Source organism: Devosia aurantiaca (genome assembly GCF_011058215.1).
Taxonomy (GTDB): Bacteria; Pseudomonadota; Alphaproteobacteria; order Rhizobiales; family Devosiaceae; genus Devosia; species Devosia aurantiaca.
Window position 1 is genome coordinate 450,100 of sequence record NZ_JAALFG010000002.1, and the last position, 17,809, is coordinate 467,908.

Below are 17,809 nucleotides of genomic sequence, written 5' to 3' on the forward strand. Positions count from 1 at the left end.
GACTTGCCTTTTGCCGAAGACTCACCACAAGGACGCCAAGCACCCAGACAGATATGAGGATTGACCGATGAAGGCCGCCGTCATCGTATTTCCGGGCCTTAATCGCGACCGGGACATGATCGCCGCGCTGACCAAGATCAGCGGCGAAAAGCCCAGCGTCGTCTGGCATCAGGATGCCGACATCCCCGATGCGGACCTCATCGTCATCCCGGGCGGCTTTTCCTATGGCGATTATCTGCGCTGCGGCGCCATCGCCGCACGCTCCCCATCATGGACAAGGTGCGCGAACGGGCTGCGCGTGGCGTCAATGTCCTTGGCGTGTGCAACGGCTTCCAGATCCTGATCGAAGCTGGCCTACTGCCCGGCGCCCTGATGCGCAACACGTCGCTCAAATTCGTCTGCCGCGAAGTCAAACTCGAAGTCGCCAATGCGGAAACCGCCTTCACCAGCGGCTACACCAACGGCCAGATCATCCGCTGCCCCGTCGCCCACCATGATGGCAACTATTTCGCCGATCCGGAAACGCTGGCCCGCATCGAAGGCGAAGGCCGTGTCGCCTTCCGATATGCCGAAGGCACCAACCCGAACGGCTCGATGAACGACATCGCCGGTGTCTTCAACGAAGCCAAGAACGTGCTCGGCCTCATGCCGCATCCCGAAAACCTGATCGAGGCTGCCCATGGCGGCAGCGATGGCAGGGCGCTCTTCGTCTCGGCCCTCAAGCAGGTAGCATGAGGGCTTGATGCTCGAACCGGCGCTGACATGGGCGGGATTGCTGCTCGGCCTCGCCGGTCTGGCCCTCCAGTTCACGCTCTCGGTCAGCGACATGCTGGCCAATGGCCGCGACCTGCCCGGCGCCCTGGGCGTCCTCTTCGCCTACTATACCATTCTGACCAATATCGTTCTGGTCCTGATCTACCTCTCCGAGGTGACTTCTGCCCGCTGGCTCGACCTCTTCCGCGCGCCCTTGGTGCGCGGCGCGATGGCGGCCAATATCGCGCTTGTCGGGCTCTACGTCTATTTTGTCCTGCGCTATCTTAGCGACCTCCATGGCTTCTGGTTCATGGCCGATGCCATACTCCACTATGCCGCGCCGCTGCTTTATCTCGTCTGGTGGGTCGCAACGCAGAGGCACGGTGTTCTTCGCTGGGCCAACCTGCCCCTCATGCTGCTGCCGACCCTGATCTACTTCTTCTACGCCATGGCGCGCGGCGCATGGCTGCAAGAGTACCCCTATCCCATTCTCAACGCTGTTGAACTCGGCTACGGCCCGGTCGCCGTCAACGCCCTCTACATGACGGTCTTCCTCGCCGCGCTCAGCCTTGCCGTCATCGCCGCCGACAAATTCCTTGCCCGCTATTCCCGGACAATCGCTCAATGACCCTTCGCTCCGATCCTGCCATCACGCCTGACCTCGTCGCCAGCCACGGCCTCAAGCCGGACGAGTATCAGAAAATCCTCGACCTCATCGGACGCGAGCCGACCTATACCGAGCTCGGCATCTTCTCAGCCATGTGGAACGAGCACTGCTCCTATAAGAGCTCCAAGAAATGGCTGCGCACACTGCCCACCAGCGGTCCGCGCGTCATTCAGGGCCGGGCGAAAATGCCGGCGTCGTCGATATCGGCGACGGCCAGGCCATTGTCTTCAAGATGGAGTCCCACAACCACCCGAGTTTCATCGAGCCTTACCAGGGCGCGGCAACCGGCGTCGGCGGGATTTTGCGCGACGTCTTCACCATGGGCGCCCGCCCCGTCGCCGCGATGAACGCCCTTCGCTTCGGCGATCCGAGCCACGAAAAAACCCGCCACCTCGTCAATGGCGTCGTCGCCGGCGTCGGCGGCTACGGCAATGCCTTCGGCGTGCCCACAGTGGGCGGCGAGGTCGAATTCGACGCCCGCTACAACGGCAACAACCTCGTCAACGCCTTCGCTGCCGGCCTCGCTGACACGGACAAGATCTTCTATTCCAAGGCCGAAGGCGTCGGCCTGCCCGTCGTTTATCTCGGCGCCAAGACTGGCCGCGACGGCGTTGGCGGTGCCACCATGGCATCCGCCGAATTCGGCGACGACATCGAGGAAAAGCGCCCCACTGTTCAGGTCGGCGACCCCTTTACCGAGAAGCGCCTGCTCGAAGCCTGCCTTGAGCTCATGGCCACCGGTGCCGTTATCGCCATCCAGGACATGGGCGCCGCTGGTCTCACCTGCTCGGCCGTGGAAATGGGCGCCAAGGGCGACCTCGGCATCGAACTCGATCTCGACAAGGTCCCGGTCCGCGAAACGCAGATGACCGCCTATGAGATGATGCTCTCCGAGTCCCAGGAGCGCATGCTCATGGTCCTTCATCCGGAGAAGGAACCGCAGGCCCGCGCGGTGTTCGAAAAGTGGGAGCTCGATTTCGCCACCGTCGGCAAGACCACCGACGACCTGCGCTTCCGCGTCTTCTGGCAGGGCGAGGAAGTCGCCAATCTGCCGATCAAGGATCTTGGCGACGCAGCGCCCGAATACGATCGCCCTTGGACCGAGCCCAAGATCCCGGCCGGCCTGTCGGCTACGGACGTACCGCAGATGGACGTTGCCGAAGCTCTGCTCAAGCTCGTCGGCGGTCATCATTGCTCGTCCCGCCGCTGGGTCTACGAGCAGTATGACACCCTGATCCAGGGCAATTCGATGCAGCGTCCGGGCGGCGACGCCGGCGTCATCCGCGTCGAAGGCCACGGACCAAGGGCCTCGCCTTCACCTCAGACGTCAACCCGCGCTACTGCGAAGCCAACCCCTTCGAAGGCGGCAAGCAGGCCGTGGCGGAAGCCTGGCGCAACCTCACCGCCACCGGTGCCGAACCGCTGGCGGCGACCGACAACCTCAACTTCGGCAATCCCGAACGCCCGGAAATCATGGGCCAGTTCGTCAAGGCTATCGAAGGCATCGGCGCGGCCTGCCGCGCCCTCGATTTCCCGATCGTTTCGGGCAATGTCTCGCTCTACAACGAAACCAATGGCCGCGGCATCCTGCCGACTCCCACCATCGGCGGCGTCGGCTTGCTGCCCGAATGGGAAAAAGCGTCGGCATCGGCTTTGTTGCCGAAAACCAGCCCATCCTTCTGATCGGCGGCCCGGCTGAACGCGGCACCCATCTTGGCCAGTCCATCTACCTGCGCGATCTCTTCGATCGCCGTGATGGCGACGCCCCGCATGTCGACCTCGCGGCCGAGCGCAAGACTGGCGACTTCGTCCGCAAGCTGATCCGCTCCGGCGTCGTCACCGCCTGCCATGATCTCTCCGACGGCGGCCTCGGCGTCGCTCTGGCGGAAATGGCGCTTGCCGGCGACATCGGCGCCGAAGTCACCGAAGTAACCGGCTTCGATCCGATCCGCACTTTCTTCGGTGAAGACCAGGGCCGCTACCTTGTGACCCTCAACCTTGATCCGCAGGGCGACGAAATCATGGCCCTCTGGCGCGAGGCCGAAAGCCTCGGCATCCAGGCGCCATGGATCGGCAATACCGGCGGCACGACAGTCAAGCTTGGCGACGCTTCTGCCGTCGCCCTCTCCGACCTTCGCGCGGCCCACGAAGGCTGGTTCCCCAACTATATGAAGGGCTGATCCGGCAGCGCCCAGCTTCGCCTTATGTTCGCCGCTCTTTGACGTGCTTTGCTCGTTTGCGGCGGACCTTTAGGAGAAAATGATGAAGCACAATCGAGTTTTGGCCGGTCTGGCCGCCGGCGGCATGCTGCTCGCGCCTGTCCTTGCCCTTGCGCAGGAAGTCTCGATCACCCGCTCCGTGTTTCAGGACCTGCCCTATACCCTGATCTACCCCGCAGCGCTGCAGGCCAACGGCGGCGGCGCTGATCCGGTGACGCTCAACCATCCCGATGCGCCGCTCCAATGCGACATGCGCGTGGTCCCCGTCGAGGATACGTCCTGGACCGTGGACGGCGCCCTCGCCGATCTCGACAACGCCGAAGTGGCCGCTGCCTGGGGCGATACCCTGCCCGGTTTCGCCGTCGCCAGCAAAGGCACCGTGCAATACCAGGACGCTGCAGCGCTGACCTATGAAGGTACCAGCACCGACTCGGCCATGGGCCTGCCGCTGACCCTCGTGCACACCGAAACCGTCGCCTCCGGCCGCGGCTACGTGCTCGACTGCCTCTTTGCCGCCGACCAGGCCGAACAGGCCCGCCCCCTTGTCGATTTCATCGTCGCCAATTTCTCGACCCGCGCCGATGCCGAATGCTGCATTGGCGTGACGGTGGTGGAACCTGAGCAGCCGGCCGCGCAGTAGCGGCGTGGTTGAAGGCCGCCCCTCTGCGTGCCATATCAGAGGCATAGGCCGGCTCGCCGGCAGACCACCGGGAGTATGCTATGGCAATGGACGCCACCGAAATCGAGCGCCGCATCAAGGCTGCGCTGCCCGATGCCGAGATCGAAATTCGCGACCTCGCCGGCGATGGCGATCATTGGGCGGCGACCGTAAAGTCCGAGCAGTTCCGCGGCAAAACCCGCGTCCAGCAGCACAAGCTTGTCTACGATAGCCTCCAGGGCGACATGGGTGGCGCGCTTCACGCCCTGGCTCTGCAAACGGCAGTCCCTGACTGATGGCCGGCTTGCGCGACTCGCTTGATCTCATCCGCATGGTGCGGCCCGAAGCCGGCACCAACGCGCTCGAACACGGATAATGGGCGAGCGCGCCAACTCTCTCGGCGCTGCCGAACAGCGCGTGATCAAAGCCATCGCCGGCCTCGACGCCGGCACCAATCGCGACCACTTTCTTGCCGAAGCCCGCGAAGCCGTCTGGGCCTATTTCGTCCAGCGCGAACTCATCGGCTTCCGCCGCCACACCGATGTCATTCGCGACCTCGGCATCCCGCCCGAAGTGCTGAATGGCTTGGGCGCCATGCCGCACAAGACCAAGTGAGACGGCACGCCCTTATCTCGACAATGCCTCTGTCGTGACCTATTTAATGGGCGATTTCAGCCGGCCCTTGAACCCGGACATTTTGAAAGGCTCCGCCATGACCGACATCCACGCCTTCATCGACGACAAGGTAAAGAACAACGACGTGTTCCTGTTCATGAAGGGCACCCCGGACTTCCCGCAATGCGGCTTCTCGGGCCAGGTCGTGCAGATCCTGGGCTACCTCGGCGTCGACTACGACAGCGCCAATGTGCTTGAAAGCCCCGAACTGCGTGACGGCATCAAGGCCTATACCAACTGGCCGACCATCCCCCAGCTTTACGTCAAGGGCGAATTCATCGGCGGTGCCGACATCGTCCGCGAAATGTTCCAGGCCGGCGAATTGCAGACGCACATGCAGCAGGCCGGCATCCCGGTCAAACAGACCGCCTGAGCCAGAAACATCACAGTACAGGCCCTGCTCGCAAGAGCGGGGCCTTTTCTCTATTCCGGCACGACGATATCGGCCGCGTAACGAATGTCGCGCAACGGCCGCACCCGCCGCGTCGCCTCGTCATAGTTCGGATGCGCCTTGTAGGCATCCAGCGCCGCCTGGTCGGCAAATTCGCCATAGACCACGACGTCGATCTCGTTGCCATAAAGGTCGACGCGGCTATTGCGGCTCACCTCGAACCGTAGGCTCAACGGGATTTCTGCCAGCAGGGACAGTCCATCGCAAATGGCGTCGACATGCTCGGGCGACTTTGCGGTGAAGAAAACGATATGGCGGATCATCGGCAAACTCTGTTTGGCGCAGTGTCTCGCCTCCATAGACGCAAAGGTCAATCCATCACCGTTGTTGATGGAGAGCATTCAGCAAAATCGCTTTGCGTGATGATGTCGCAGGCGTAAGTTTCGATTCCCTTTCGAGACCTCTGCCATGAGCACCGTTGCTGCCCGCCCCGCCGTTCCCCTGCCGCTGATCATCATTGCCGGCTGCATCATCGCAGCCATCGGCTTTGGCACCCGCGGTTCCTTTGGCCTCTTCACCCTGCCGATTACCGAAGATCTGGGGCTGAGCCGCGAGCAATGGGGCATGGCTATGGCCATCCAGAACCTCGCTTGGGGCATCGCCCAGCCTTTTGCGGGCGGCTTTGCCGATCGCTACGGCACCGGTCGCGTCCTCGCCTTCGGTGGCGTCGTCTATGCGCTCGGCGTTCTCGGCATGGCCTTTTCGCCCGATACGCTGACCATGACCATGACAGCCGGCATCGTCACCGGCGTCGGCATCGGCATTGCCTCCTTTGGACTCGTCATGGCCGCCTTCGGCCGCGTCGTGCCCCCAGAAAAGCGCAGCTTCGTTTTCGGCATCGCCACCGCCGCCTCCTCGGCTGGACAGTTCATTTTCGCGCCGCTCGGCCAGGGCTTCATCTCCGCTTTCGGCTGGCAGATGGCGCTGGTCTGGATCGCGGCAATCCTCCTCCTCATCATCCCCCTCTCCGCCCTGCTCCGCGGCCGCACCATGTCGGCGCCCGGCCATGCCGATCTCCCCTTCATGGAAGCACTATCGAAGGCCTGGGGCTATGGCTCCTACCGGCTGCTGGTGATCGGCTTTTTCGTCTGCGGCTTCCACCTTGCCTTCATCAACGTCCACATGCCGGCCTATCTGGTGCAATGCGGCCTCTCGCCCGAAGTGGGCAGCTGGACCATCGCCGTCATTGGCCTCTTCAACATCGCCGGCTCGCTGCTCTCAGGCTGGCTCGGCAGCCGGCTTCCCAAGCAGCTGCTTCTGGCCGCCATCTACTTCCTGCGCGCTCTCGCCATTGGCGCCTTCCTCCTGTTCCCGGTCAGCGAGCTCACCGCCTATACCTTCGCCGCCGCCATGGGCCTTCTCTGGCTCTCCACCGTTCCGCTCACCGCCGGCCTCGTCACCCTGTTCTTCGGCCCGCGCTATATGGGCATGCTCTATGGCATCGCCTTCTTCAGCCACCAGCTCGGCTCGTTCGTCGGCGTATGGCTCGGCGGCTATGTCTATGACCTGACCGGCGCTTACGATCTGGTCTGGTATCTGGGCATCATCCTCGGCCTTGCCTCGGCCGCCATCCACATTCCGATCAATGAGCGCAGCGACGATCGCTTTGGACTGAAGCCTGCTTAACTTCTATCGGCTTTTACCGATAAACGGGTTGCCAAAGCAGGGCGAGCGGTTCATGGTCCGCCCTGTCTTTTGGCCGCCCTCCTCGGCCCTTTCGAGTTTCAATCATGTCCAATCACTTGACGCGAGTGCTCTCGCGACCTGAATTCATTGCCCTTATGGCGGCATTGATGGCCCTCAATGCGCTGGCCATCGACGTCATGCTGCCTGCCCTGCCCTATATGGGCGAAGCCCTCGGCGTCGCCAACGAGAACGAACGCCAGTTCGTCGTCTCCTCCTACATGCTGGGCATGGGCATCGCCGTCCTCGCCTTCGGCCCGCTGACCGACCGCTTCGGTCGCCGGGCGCCCATGCTCTGGGGCGTCGGCCTCTATATCGTCGCCGCTGTTGCCGCCGCTTTCGTTCAGGATTTTACCCTGCTTCTGGTGCTTCGCTTCATTCAGGGCATGGGAGCGGCCAGCGTCCGCGTCATCACCACCGCCGTCGTCCGCGATCGGTATTCGGGCCGCGAAATGGCCGAAGTCATGTCGCTGACCTTCATGGTCTTCATGGCCATTCCGATCATTGCACCCGGCATCGGCCAGATCCTGCTGCTCACCGGTCCGTGGCAGACGATCTTCCTCTTCATGGGTCTCCTGGCAGCCGCCTTCTGGCTCTGGACCTTCTTCCGCCTGCCCGAAACCCTGACCGATGATCAGCGTCGCCCGCTCAGCATCGGCGGCGTCTTTGAAGGCTTCCGCATCGTCTTCACCAATCGCGTCGCCTTCTTCTACGGCCTTGCCGGCATGTTCCTGTTCGGCGCGCTCTTTGGCTTCATCACCTCGGCGCAGCAGATCTACGTCGATATTTATGGCCTTGGTGTCTACTTCCCCGTCGCCTTCGCCGCCGTAGCGGGCCTGATGGCCATATCGTCCTTCACCAATTCCCGCGTGGTGCGGCGCTTCGGCATGCGGCGGCTGTCGCATGGCGCCATGCTGGTCTTCACCCTCGGCTCAGCCATCTGGCTGACGCTCGCCATGCTCGACATGCTGCCGCTCTGGCTGTTCTTCACGCTTCTGGCCACCATCATGTTCTGCTTCGGCTGGGCCGCATCCAACATGAACTCGCTCTCGATGGAGCCCTTGGGCAAGGTCGCCGGCACGGCTGCCGCGGTCTTCGGCTTCATCCAGACCGTCGGTGGCGCGCTGATCGGCTCCTATACGGGTCAGATGTTCGACGGCACCGTGGTTCCGGTCGCCACCGGCTACTTCACCATGGGTGTGCTGACCCTAATCTGCATTCTCATTGCCGAAAAAGGTCGCCTCTTCGGCGTCGGCGAAAGCTATGCTGAAAGCGCCGAACCCGCGATGGCCGCGCACTAAGCTCCGGCCGGTCCCGGCAATTCCAGCTGGGACCGGTCCTGATAGATGTGGTCGACGAGACCCCAGCCAAGCGCTTCTTCCGGCGCCATGAAGCGATCTCGCTCCAGAGCCAGTTCCACCTCTTCGTACGTCCGTCCGCAATGTTTCGCGTAGATGCCATTGGTCAGCCGCTTGAGCCGCATCGACTCTTCGGCATGGATCATGATGTCTGTGACCTTGCCCTGGTACCCGCCGGATGGCTGATGCAGCATGATCGAAGTATTGGGCAGCGATGCCCGGTGCCCAGGCGCCCCAGCCGCTAGGATCAAAGTTGCGGCCGAAGCGGCCATGCCCATGCAAAGCGTGCCGACCGGCGCCTTGATGAACTGCATTGTATCGTACATCGAAAGCGCCGCCGTCACGACGCCGCCGGGCGAATTGATGTACAAATATATAGGCTTACCGGGACTTTCGGATTCTAAAAACAAGAGCTGGGCGCAGACCAGGCTCGCCATGGAGTCCTCGATCTGCCCGTTGAGAAAGATGATCCGCTCCCGCAAAAGTCGCGAGTAGATATCGAAGCTCCGTTCGCCACGGCTCGATTGCTCGACCACCATAGGGACGAGTTGCATCATGTCGCGCATCGGCGACCTCCTGACTGTTGATGATTGATGGTGCCTTAGGCGGCGAGCATCAGCGTTTCGGGCAACGGCTCGTTGCTGTTGGCCGCGGCCGGAGCATGGGTGAGGCGGAAAAACGTGCCGCCAGATCCGTTACCTTCGATCTCGAAGGTGACGAGGCTCTCATTGTCTGGTTCCGAGAGCCGATAGGTCAGTTCCGCCCTATCTTTTGACGCCACCAAGGTGAGCTTGGCGTCATCCGGCTTTTGCAGCCAGCGCTCGAGATATTCGGGGACGGTCAGCGCGCGCCAGACTTTTCCGGCGGCGCCTCCAAATCGGTTTCAAAGACCAGTTCGGGCGTGTCGCTCATTGGTCCATCTCCCTTAGAAGGTCCTTGAGTTTCTCGATGCGGCTCGGCCAAAAGTCGCGATAGCGCGCCAGCCACGAATGAAGCGGAGCAAAGCCTTCCGGATCGATCCGGTAATGCGCGTACCGCCCCTCGCGCCGCTCCTGCACCAGCCCCGCCCCACGCAACACCGCCAAATGCTGGCTCATCGCCGGCTGCGAAATGTCAAAGCCCTCGCGCAAGTCGGTGGCCGTCAGCTCGGCGCCGGACAGGCGTTCGAGGATGGCGCGGCGGGTTGGGTCCGAAAGGACGCGGAAAAGTTCGGCTTCGTTCATGTCGAACAGATAAGCACAGACTTATGAGTCGTGGCAAGCGCCGTTATCGTGGCTTGCTTGCTATCCCGTCTAGCCAAAGCATAGTGCTCTCGTCCCGATGCACGCCGCTGGTTCCCACATGCTTGGCATCGATCTCGGGGCCGTTTTTTATCACATGCACGATCGCCATGCCGTGCCCGCGGCCGAGGCCAAAATCGGCCTTGAGCCATTCGAGGATCTCGCCGGCCTTGATCTTGGGATCGTCGAAGCCCTTGGCCTTTGCCAGATCGACGATCTCGCGCGGCGTCTTGCCGGTCTTGGTTTCGACCGCATCGAGATAGGCTTGAAAGGACATCGGAGGCTCCCTAACTGGCGCTGCTCACAACAAGACGATCGAGCGGCACCGACTTCGACAAGTACTCAGACGACGCTGCGCGGCGCCGTCGTCAGTCCCGCAAAATCGAAGAGTTTGGGATCCAGCATGTGGCTTGGATTGATGTTGCCCAAGGCGCGGATCATCACGTCCTTGCGGCCCGGCATGCGCTTTTCGATATCGGTCAGCATCGCCTTCATCGCATTACGCTCAAGCCCATCCTGCGATCCGCAAAGGTCGCAAGGAATAATCGGGAATGCCATGGCATCCGAAAACCGCTGCAGGTCTTCTTCGGCGCAATAGATCAGCGGCCGCAAAACCTGAAGGTCACCTTCATCATTGACCAGCTTTGCCGGCATGGCCGCGAGCTTGCCGCCATGAAACATGTTCATGAAAAACGTTTCGAGGCTGTCGTCCCGATGGTGACCAAGCACCAGTGCCGTGCAGCCCTCTTCGCGGGCGATCCGATAAAGGTTGCCGCGGCGCAGGCGCGAACAGAGCGAGCAGTAGGTGGCGCCCGCTGGCAGCTTGTCCGTGACGATTGAATAGGTGTCCTGGTACTCGATCCGGTGTTCGATCCCCAGGCCCGTCAAAAACTGCGGTAGGATGTGCTTGGGAAAATTGGGCTGCCCCTGATCGAGATTGCAGGCGAGGAGCTCTACCGGCAGCAATCCGCGCCATTTGAGATCGAGCAGCAGCGCCAGGAGCCCATAACTATCCTTGCCGCCCGAAAGCGCGATCAGCCATTTGTCGCCGGGCTTCACCATGGCGAACTTTTCCAGCACCTCGCGGGTATTGCGGATCAGGCGCTTGCGCAGCTTGTTGAACTCGACCGAGCGCGGCGCATTAGCAAAAATCGGATGGGCGCCGGCCTCGCTGTCATCGACTTGTGCGGCAGGGGCTTCCATCACCGTGCTCATGGCGAAACTTTCTCTAGATCTGCTTGCGTTGCTGATACCGCCGCCACCCGCGGTTGGAAAGCAAAAGCGGGCGTGCACAACCTTACCAAAGCTTAACTTCCCGTCCTTGTTTAAACCGTGCTGTCACAGTTAGATGACGATCTCTCACGGCACCCTGGAGTCTCCCGGTGTTTCGCTCATTCTTCCCCTCCCCCAAAGAATTCTTCTCCTCGGCGCTGCTCTGGATGCTGCTGACGACGCTGATCTTCCAGTTCGCCGGCAATCCGGTGCGCTCGGTTATCAGCATCGACCGTTTCCTTGCGCCGGCAATCTGCGCGCCCGACCAGATCCCCGCGGCCGAAACACCGGTCGCTCCGGCGCCCGATGCGCTTCCAGCGCCCGAAGGCGGGCCCACATCGACCGACCCGAGCGCCCCTGCCGTTGCGACTGAGCAGGCCGCAGTTCCCGAGCCGGCGGCCACCGCAGTTGCCGCCGCCAATTGCGAGGCCGCGGAGGCTCGCTTCCTGAATGGTCCGCGCATTTGGGAATATTGGTACATCCTCCTCTGCACCGCAGCCTTCTGCGCCTTCTGGTACTTCTACAAGCGCAATCAATGGTATTGGTGGAGTGTCGTCGGCAGCTCGGCACTGTTCCTCGCCGTCTACAGCCAGGTTCAGCTAGCCGCCTTCCTGAACGATTGGCAGGGGCAGTTCTTCGACATCCTGCAGCAGGCTTTGAGCGAGCCGGGCTCGGTTTCTCCCGATACCTTCTACCCTTACGTCTGGACGCTGTTCCTCGTCCTTCTGCCCAACATCATCTTCCTTGTGCTCTTTGCCTTCTTCAACTCGCACTATGTGTTCCGTTGGCGAAAGGCGATGACCTCCTACTACATGCAATACTGGCCCTCGCTGCGAAAAGTCGAAGGCGCCGCGCAACGTGTGCAGGAGGATACGATGCGCTTTGCCTCGATCGTCGAAGATCTGGGCACGAGCTTCCTCGGCTCGCTTCTGTCGCTCGTGGTGTTTCTGCCCATCCTTTGGCGGCTAAGCCAATCAGTCAGCGAAGTGCCAATTATCGGCCAGGTGCCGGGCAGCCTAGTATGGGTCGCGCTCGTGGTTGCCGCCTTCGGCACCGCCCTGCTCTGGATCGTCGGCATTCGCCTGCCCGGCCTAAACTTCGAAAACCAGAAGGTCGAAGCCGCGCTACGCAAGGAACTGGTCTACGGCGAAGACCAAGAGACCCGTGCAGACCCGCCCAGCTTCCGCGAGCTCTTCGCCAATGTGCAGAAGAACTACTACCGCCTCTACTTCCACTACACCTACTTCAACCTGGCGCGTTACGCCTACCTCCAGGTTGCCGGCTATGTCCCGCTGCTAACGCTCTCGCCGTCGATCCTGGCGGGTACCATTACGCTGGGCATCTACCAGCAGGTTCAGAACGCTTTTGGCGAGGTGGCAACCTCGTTCCAGTTCTTCGCCCGGTCATGGACCACCATCGTCGAACTGCAGTCCATCTACATGCGTCTACACCGCTTCGAGAGCTTCATCCCCAGGGACCAGGAACCCATCAAAGAGCAACTGGGCGACGAAGCGACGATTTAGTTTGCCAACGTGGGAGGGGGCACCCCTCCCAAATCCCAGTTGCAACGCTTTGCGTGACGTTTTTCGCAGAGCAAGCGCTTTGAGAAACGGAAGCTGTGCGGCAAAACAAAAGGGCCGCCCCGAGGGACGGCCCTTTCCGATTTCAAAGCCCGTTTGGCTTAGCGCGAATAGAATTCGACGACGAGGTTCGGTTCCATCTGGACCGGATACGGCACGTCGGCGAGGGCCGGGACGCGCACGAAGGTGGCGGTCATCTTGGAGTGATCGGCTTCCACATAATCCGGAACGTCACGCTCGGCCAGCTGGGTGGCTTCGAGAACGACGGTCAGCTGCTTGGAGCGCTCGCGCACTTCGATCTTGTCGCCGATCTTGACCTGGTAGGACGGGATGTTGACGCGCTTGCCGTTGACCAGGACGTGGCCATGAGAAACGAACTGGCGGGCCGCAAACACCGTGGCCACGAATTTGGCGCGGTAGACGATCGCGTCGAGGCGCGATTCGAGCAGGCCGATCAGGTTCTCGCCGGTATCACCCTTGACGCGGGCAGCTTCGGTGTAGAGGCGCTTGAACGCCTTCTCGGTGACCGAACCGTAATAGCCCTTGAGCTTCTGCTTGGCGCGCAGCTGCAGACCGTAGTCCGAAAGCTTGCCCTTGCGGCGCTGACCATGCTGGCCGGGGCCATAGGCACGGTTGTTCAGCGGCGAGGCGGGACGGCCCCAGATGTTTTCGCCAAGACGGCGGTCGATTTTGTGCTTGGCAGAAATGCGCTTTGTCATCGCGTATCCTTTTAGACGTTAAATGGATCGCGCCCTCCTCTGCCATCCTTGCGGATGACCGACAGACTTCTTATCGAAATCCCGGGTGCGCCTATGGGCCGATCGGCCGGAATAGGTGGGCGCGTCTTAAAACCCGCGCCCGCCGAAGTCAAGCGCCGGAAGGCTTTTCCGCCGGCGCTAGCGTTTCCGCCGTGCCGTCGGCCACCATCTTGTGGTCGAGCGAGCGCTGTTCGCGCAGCCCCGGGAAGATGACGCTCCAGATCCCGGCCACGGCGATCGCACCGAACCCCCGATCACCACGGCCGCGACGGGCCCCACGAAATGCGCCACCGTGCCGGCCCGGAACTCACCGAGCTCGTTGGACGCGCCGATAAACACCGAATTGACCGCATTGACGCGGCCGCGGACCTCTTCGGGCGTCCAGAGTTGCATGATGGTCTCGCGGATGGTGACGCTGACCATGTCGGACGCGCCGACCAGCGCCAGCGCCGGGATCGACAGCCAAATGGAGGTCGAAAAGCCGAAGACCACCGTAAACGCACCGAACAGCGCGACGAAGATGAAGAGAATGCGGCCTGCAAAATTGCGGATCGGGAAGCGCGTCAAAAACAGCGCCATGGCAATGGCGCCGATACCCGGCGATGCCCGCAGGAGGCCATTGGCGATCGAGCCACCATGAAGAATGTCGGTGGCATAGATCGGCAGCATCGCCACCGCGCCGCCCATCAGCACGGCAAACATGTCGAGCGAAATGGCACCCAGCACCACCTTGTTGGAGAAGATATATCGAAAGCCACCAAGCAGCGTTTCCATGCTGGTCGCCTGTGTCGACTCACGCTTGGGCGGCGCCGGGATCAGGAGAACGGTGACCACCGCCAGTGCCAGGAGACCCGCGCCAATGCCGAAGGGCACAGGGGCGCCGAAGGTGTAGAGCACGCCACCCACCGCAGGGCCGGCGATAGACGCGAACTGCCAAGCCGAAGCATTGACGGTGATGGCATTGCTGAGCGCTTCGGGCGGCACGAGGTTCGGCGCCAGCGATTGTGCCGCCGGGCCCCAGAAAGCGCGCGCCGTGCCCAGCACGATGAGGATGCCGAAGATCGGCCACACCTCATGCGCCTCAGCCTCCGTGAAAAGGAGAAAGCCGATGGCGCAGGCGAGTTCGACGCAAAGGCAGATCGCCATGATGCGGCGCCGGTTGAAGCGGTCCGCGGTCAAGCCGGTGACCAGGATCAAAAGCAGCGCCGGCAGGAACAGGCAGAGCCCCACAAGGCCCACCAGCAGCGGTTCGCGCGTCACTTCATAGATCTGGTAGGCGATCGAAACCGACATGATCTGGACGGCAAAGCTGACCAGAAGCGTCGTCAGCCAGAAGAAGCGGAAACCGACATAGCTGAACGCGATGCGTGACTTGTCGGCGGGGACTGCGGTGCTCATTGGGGGTCTTTTGCCGGCTTCTGCCGATTGGGGTTGGGTCGCTCGTGGCGGCGATCGATCGATGAAATAACGCCGCGCAGGGTGCGGATTTCCTGGGCGGTAAAGCGCCCGCGGGTCAGAGCGGTGCGCAGATTGTTGACCATGCTGGGACGCTTGTCCGGCGTCGTGAAAAATCCGGATTGATCGAGCACGCCTTCCAGATGCTCGAAGAGCCCCACCAGCTCCGAACGCGGCGCCGGCTCGGCCAGCCCTTCGCTGAACGGCAGCGCCCTGCCCTCCGCGCTGGTGCGTCGGAATTCGTAGGCCATCAACAGCACGGCCTGCGCGATGTTGAGCGAGGCGAAGGCCGCCTCGACCGGCAGGGTGACAATGGCATCGGCCATGGCAACTTCGTCGTTGAGCAGGCCCCAGCGTTCGCGGCCGAACAGCAGCCCGGCGCCCTGCCCGCCAGCAATATGCGCCGCCATATTGGTGGACGCTTCCTCCGGCCCCAACACTTCCTTCTGCATGTCGCGCGAGCGGGCCGTGGTGGCATAAACCAGCGTCAAGTCGCCGATCGCCTCTTCAAGCGTCTCGAAGACGCGAACGCGCTCGAGCACATGGTCGGCGCGAGACGCCGCAGCGATCGCCTTTTCATTGGGCCAGCCATCGCGCGGCCGCACCAGGCGCAAATCCCAAAGCCCGAAATTGGCCATGGCGCGCGCAGCCGAGCCGATATTTTCGCCAAGTTGCGGCTCACAAAGAATAATCGCCGGCGTGGGCGCCAGCGATATGGGTTGCGAACTATCGGTGCCTGCCATGTGCCGCGATCCTTAAGGAGACCGCGGCGGCATAGCTCAAATGGCGGCGCGGGGCAAATCGGGCGTTGCGCTGCGGCGGCGGAAATCGACCACTTTCGTCGACGGGCGCCATTCGCGATCGAGAATAGCAAAATGCAGCTCTTCGTCCCACTCACCCTGGAACAGCGCATGTTCGCGATAATGCGCCTCAAGGCGCATGCCGAGCGTCTGCATCAGCTTGATGGAATGGTGGCTGCGGCCATCGCAACGAACGGTCAGGCGATGAATGCGGAACTCGTCGAAGGCCAGATTGAAGATCGTCCTCAGCGCTTCGGTCAGATAGCCCTGACCAGAATAGGCCGGGTGCAACATGAACCGCACTTCGCCCTGACCGGAGGTCGCATCCGACCAGATCAGGCAGACCTGGCCGATCAGCTGATTGTCGCCCTTACGCACCATGGCAAGGGATAGGGTATCGCCGGGACGCTGCAGGGAAACCTGGTTGCGCATCGCGCCGACGACATCGGCGACATCGGAAGAATAACGGGACTGGCGCAGGGCATAACGCTGGGCGGCAGGCAATGTGTGATAGGCGGCAACGGCTTCGACATCACCGCGCTCAAAGGGGCGAAGTTGCAGGCGGTCGGTGGCAATTGGCAAAGAAAAAGATGACATAATGGTAAGCGCTCCCAGCTGGACGGTATTCAGCCCACGTGCCCGAACGACACCAAAGCATCTAAGTTCCGTCACCAGCCGGGAATATCTTACCCCGCCTGTCGAGCCTGCCACTCGCGCAGGAGGATCGCGTAATAGAACTCCTCGTCCCACTCGCCCTTGAACACCGCATGCTCCCGGAAATGCGCCTCCCGGCGCATGCCCAGCCGCTCCATCAGGCGCCAGGATGCAACATTGCCCGCATCGCACCGGGCATAGAGGCGATGGAATTCGCCATTCTCGAAAGCAAGATGGATCAATCGCCGCGCCGCTTCGCTGGCAAAGCCCTTGCCCTGATAGGCCGGGTGAAAAATCCAGCCCACTTCGCCCTGCCGCGCCTCCGATGATCGCCAGATCAGCGAGATCTCGCCCAAAAGCACGCCATCCGCCTGGGACTCGACGGCCAGGATGATCCGGTCACCCTCCTGGTCGAGGTGCAACTGCGTCGTTCTTTGCTGCACCGCAAGCGCGCAATCTTCGCGGCTGAGCGGGGCGTCGAAGAGATAGCGGGCCACGTCTGGACGGCTGCGATAGCTATGGACTGCATCGACATCGCCGCGCGTGAACGGACGCAGGCGCAGCCGTTCCGTGGTTAGCGGATAGTCCGGTCGAATGGCCATGGCGTTCCCGTTCAGAGTGGCAACAGCTTTGCCCCTCCTAACGCCGTTGGCAAGCCGCTTGCTCCAGCCCAGCCTTCATGTCAGCCTTCCACCATGCCCAGACCAGAACTCGACCTCACTGCCCGTTGCGACTGCGGCGCCGTCACGCTGCGGGTCACGGGCAAAGCCGTCTCAATGTTTCAATGCAGCTGCGAGAACTGCCAGAAGGTTTCCGGCAGCGGCCATTCCTCCGTCGTGCTCATGCCCGCCAGCAGCACCGCACTCAGCGGCATTACCAAAAGTTTCGAGCGACCAGCGGATTCGGGCGCGACCTTCACACGTCACTTCTGTTCCGGTTGCGGCACCACCCTCCTCGCCCATTCGTCACGCGCACCAGACCTGCGCATCGTTCCGGCTGGCCTCCTTGCCGGTCAGAACGACTGGTTCTCGCCCAACCAGCTGATCTTTGCCCGCTCGCATCCAGACTGGGACCTTATCGCAGAGCAAATTCCCCGCTACTACACCTACCGGCCGGAGAAATCGTGATGAGCATGGCGTCCGAGGAACTCGCAGACCGCGTCCGCGACCTGCTGCCTCGCGGCAAAAACATTCGCGAACAGAAAATGTTTGGCGGCCGCTGCTTCATGCTCGACGGCAACATGCTGGTCGCTCCGCTCAAGGACGGATCGCTGCTGGTGCGCACTGGCAAGGACGGCATGGCATCAGCCCTGCGCCGCGAAGGCGCCAACATCATGGACATGTCCGGCCGGCAAATGAGCGGCTTCGTCCTCGTCAGCGGCGATGCCATCGAAGACGAATCCGCCCTCGGCGAATGGATCGACCTCGCCCGCGCCTTCGTCCGGACGCTGCCGGCAAAGTAACACGCCCTCGGCAAGCCCCCATGCCGAGCCCGCCTTTGCGCTTTTGCCCTGCAATGCTATACGGGCGACCGACATGGCAAAGGC

Annotated in this window: 20 protein-coding genes and 4 pseudogenes; 13 read left to right on the forward strand and 11 right to left on the reverse strand. The window is 62.1% G+C overall.

What is annotated here, in order from left to right; translation table 11 throughout:
* The first annotated feature begins 67 nt into the window (after positions 1 to 67).
* The 8 genes and pseudogenes from purQ (at position 68) to grxD (ending at position 5,345) form a co-directional block, all read left to right on the forward strand.
* Positions 68 to 735: pseudogene (purQ, locus tag G5575_RS09840) on the forward strand (phosphoribosylformylglycinamidine synthase subunit PurQ).
* A 7-nt stretch (positions 736 to 742) separates the two neighbouring features.
* Positions 743 to 1,381: a Pr6Pr family membrane protein gene (locus tag G5575_RS09845; protein WP_164534162.1), complete on the forward strand. Its 639-nt coding sequence runs from the start codon at positions 743 to 745 to the stop codon at positions 1,379 to 1,381.
* Positions 1,378 to 3,053: pseudogene (gene purL / locus G5575_RS09850) on the forward strand (phosphoribosylformylglycinamidine synthase subunit PurL); the annotation flags it as partial. The gene G5575_RS09845 and the pseudogene purL, both read left to right, overlap by 4 nt.
* Positions 3,049 to 3,600 carry an AIR synthase-related protein gene (locus G5575_RS22225; protein WP_407924852.1) on the forward strand — a complete coding sequence of 184 codons (552 nt, stop codon included), beginning with the start codon at positions 3,049 to 3,051 and terminating at the stop codon, positions 3,598 to 3,600. The pseudogene purL and the gene G5575_RS22225, both read left to right, overlap by 5 nt.
* A gap of 82 nt (positions 3,601 to 3,682) precedes the next feature.
* Positions 3,683 to 4,279 (forward strand): hypothetical protein, encoded by a 597-nt coding sequence (locus G5575_RS09855; RefSeq protein WP_164534163.1) that lies wholly within the window; start codon positions 3,683 to 3,685, stop codon positions 4,277 to 4,279.
* Between the two features lie 80 nt (positions 4,280 to 4,359).
* Positions 4,360 to 4,593 carry a BolA/IbaG family iron-sulfur metabolism protein gene (locus G5575_RS09860; RefSeq protein WP_164534164.1) on the forward strand — a complete coding sequence of 78 codons (234 nt, stop codon included), beginning with the start codon at positions 4,360 to 4,362 and terminating at the stop codon, positions 4,591 to 4,593.
* A 35-nt stretch (positions 4,594 to 4,628) separates the two neighbouring features.
* Positions 4,629 to 4,912, forward strand: a pseudogene (locus G5575_RS09865) (DUF6665 family protein).
* A 97-nt stretch (positions 4,913 to 5,009) separates the two neighbouring features.
* Complete coding sequence (gene grxD, locus G5575_RS09870) at positions 5,010 to 5,345, forward strand: Grx4 family monothiol glutaredoxin (RefSeq protein WP_164534166.1); 336 nt, start codon at positions 5,010 to 5,012, stop codon at positions 5,343 to 5,345.
* 50 nt (positions 5,346 to 5,395) lie between these two features.
* Here the strand turns inward: grxD and G5575_RS09875 are convergent, their stop codons facing one another.
* The gene (locus G5575_RS09875; RefSeq protein WP_164534167.1) at positions 5,396 to 5,686 is read right to left on the reverse strand and encodes a Dabb family protein; all 291 of its coding nucleotides are present in this window, start codon (positions 5,684 to 5,686) and stop codon (positions 5,396 to 5,398) included.
* 145 nt (positions 5,687 to 5,831) lie between these two features.
* Between G5575_RS09875 and G5575_RS09880 the strand changes: the two genes are divergently transcribed.
* Together G5575_RS09880 and G5575_RS09885 are read left to right on the forward strand one after the other, a co-directional pair.
* A complete protein-coding gene (locus G5575_RS09880) occupies positions 5,832 to 7,049 on the forward strand; it encodes an MFS transporter (RefSeq protein WP_164534168.1) in 1,218 nt (405 codons plus the stop codon).
* Between the two features lie 104 nt (positions 7,050 to 7,153).
* Positions 7,154 to 8,407: a multidrug effflux MFS transporter gene (locus G5575_RS09885; protein WP_164534169.1), complete on the forward strand. Its 1,254-nt coding sequence runs from the start codon at positions 7,154 to 7,156 to the stop codon at positions 8,405 to 8,407.
* Here G5575_RS09885 and G5575_RS09890 read toward each other — a convergent pair.
* The 5 genes from G5575_RS09890 to ttcA all read right to left on the reverse strand — a co-directional run bounded on the left by G5575_RS09890 (position 8,404) and on the right by ttcA (position 10,947).
* Positions 8,404 to 9,030 carry an ATP-dependent Clp protease proteolytic subunit gene (locus tag G5575_RS09890; RefSeq protein WP_164534170.1) on the reverse strand — a complete coding sequence of 209 codons (627 nt, stop codon included), beginning with the start codon at positions 9,028 to 9,030 and terminating at the stop codon, positions 8,404 to 8,406. The two genes, G5575_RS09885 and G5575_RS09890, sit on opposite strands and share 4 nt — an antisense overlap.
* A 35-nt stretch (positions 9,031 to 9,065) precedes the next feature.
* A complete protein-coding gene (locus tag G5575_RS20365) occupies positions 9,066 to 9,245 on the reverse strand; it encodes a hypothetical protein (RefSeq protein ID WP_235935911.1) in 180 nt (59 codons plus the stop codon).
* Positions 9,246 to 9,372: 127 nt separating this feature from the next.
* Complete coding sequence (locus G5575_RS09900; protein ID WP_164534171.1) at positions 9,373 to 9,687, reverse strand: ArsR/SmtB family transcription factor; 315 nt, start codon at positions 9,685 to 9,687, stop codon at positions 9,373 to 9,375.
* A gap of 43 nt (positions 9,688 to 9,730) precedes the next feature.
* Entirely contained in the window at positions 9,731 to 10,021 is a 291-nt protein-coding gene (locus tag G5575_RS09905) for a DUF4287 domain-containing protein (RefSeq protein WP_164534172.1), read from the reverse strand.
* 65 nt (positions 10,022 to 10,086) lie between these two features.
* On the reverse strand, positions 10,087 to 10,947 hold the full coding sequence (gene ttcA / locus G5575_RS09910; protein ID WP_164534735.1) for a tRNA 2-thiocytidine(32) synthetase TtcA: 861 nt from the start codon (positions 10,945 to 10,947) through the stop codon (positions 10,087 to 10,089).
* Positions 10,948 to 11,126: 179 nt separating this feature from the next.
* Here ttcA and G5575_RS09915 point away from each other — a divergent pair, with 179 nt between their 5' ends.
* Positions 11,127 to 12,539, forward strand: a complete 1,413-nt coding sequence (locus tag G5575_RS09915) for an SbmA/BacA-like family transporter (protein WP_164534173.1) — start codon at positions 11,127 to 11,129, stop codon at positions 12,537 to 12,539.
* 158 nt (positions 12,540 to 12,697) lie between these two features.
* Here G5575_RS09915 and rpsD read toward each other — a convergent pair whose 3' ends face one another.
* The 5 genes and pseudogenes from rpsD to G5575_RS09940 all read right to left on the reverse strand — a co-directional run bounded on the left by rpsD (position 12,698) and on the right by G5575_RS09940 (position 16,865).
* Positions 12,698 to 13,315, reverse strand: coding sequence for a 30S ribosomal protein S4 (gene rpsD / locus G5575_RS09920; RefSeq protein ID WP_164534174.1), 618 nt, complete (start codon positions 13,313 to 13,315; stop codon positions 12,698 to 12,700).
* A gap of 148 nt (positions 13,316 to 13,463) precedes the next feature.
* A pseudogene (locus tag G5575_RS09925) lies at positions 13,464 to 14,752 on the reverse strand (MFS transporter).
* Positions 14,749 to 15,552 carry an RNA methyltransferase gene (locus G5575_RS09930; protein ID WP_164534175.1) on the reverse strand — a complete coding sequence of 268 codons (804 nt, stop codon included), beginning with the start codon at positions 15,550 to 15,552 and terminating at the stop codon, positions 14,749 to 14,751. Before G5575_RS09930 ends, G5575_RS09925 begins: the two are co-directional and overlap by 4 nt.
* A gap of 36 nt (positions 15,553 to 15,588) precedes the next feature.
* Complete coding sequence (locus G5575_RS09935; protein ID WP_164534176.1) at positions 15,589 to 16,206, reverse strand: GNAT family N-acetyltransferase; 618 nt, start codon at positions 16,204 to 16,206, stop codon at positions 15,589 to 15,591.
* Between the two features lie 89 nt (positions 16,207 to 16,295).
* Positions 16,296 to 16,865, reverse strand: coding sequence for a GNAT family N-acetyltransferase (locus tag G5575_RS09940; protein WP_164534177.1), 570 nt, complete (start codon positions 16,863 to 16,865; stop codon positions 16,296 to 16,298).
* Positions 16,866 to 16,958: 93 nt separating this feature from the next.
* On the opposite strand from G5575_RS09940, the gene G5575_RS09945 reads away from it, so the two are divergent.
* Positions 16,959 to 17,390: a GFA family protein gene (locus G5575_RS09945; RefSeq protein ID WP_164534178.1), complete on the forward strand. Its 432-nt coding sequence runs from the start codon at positions 16,959 to 16,961 to the stop codon at positions 17,388 to 17,390.
* A complete protein-coding gene (locus G5575_RS09950) occupies positions 17,390 to 17,725 on the forward strand; it encodes a TfoX/Sxy family protein (RefSeq protein ID WP_164534179.1) in 336 nt (111 codons plus the stop codon). Before G5575_RS09945 ends, G5575_RS09950 begins: the two co-directional genes overlap by 1 nt.
* Positions 17,726 to 17,809: the final 84 nt, after the last annotated feature.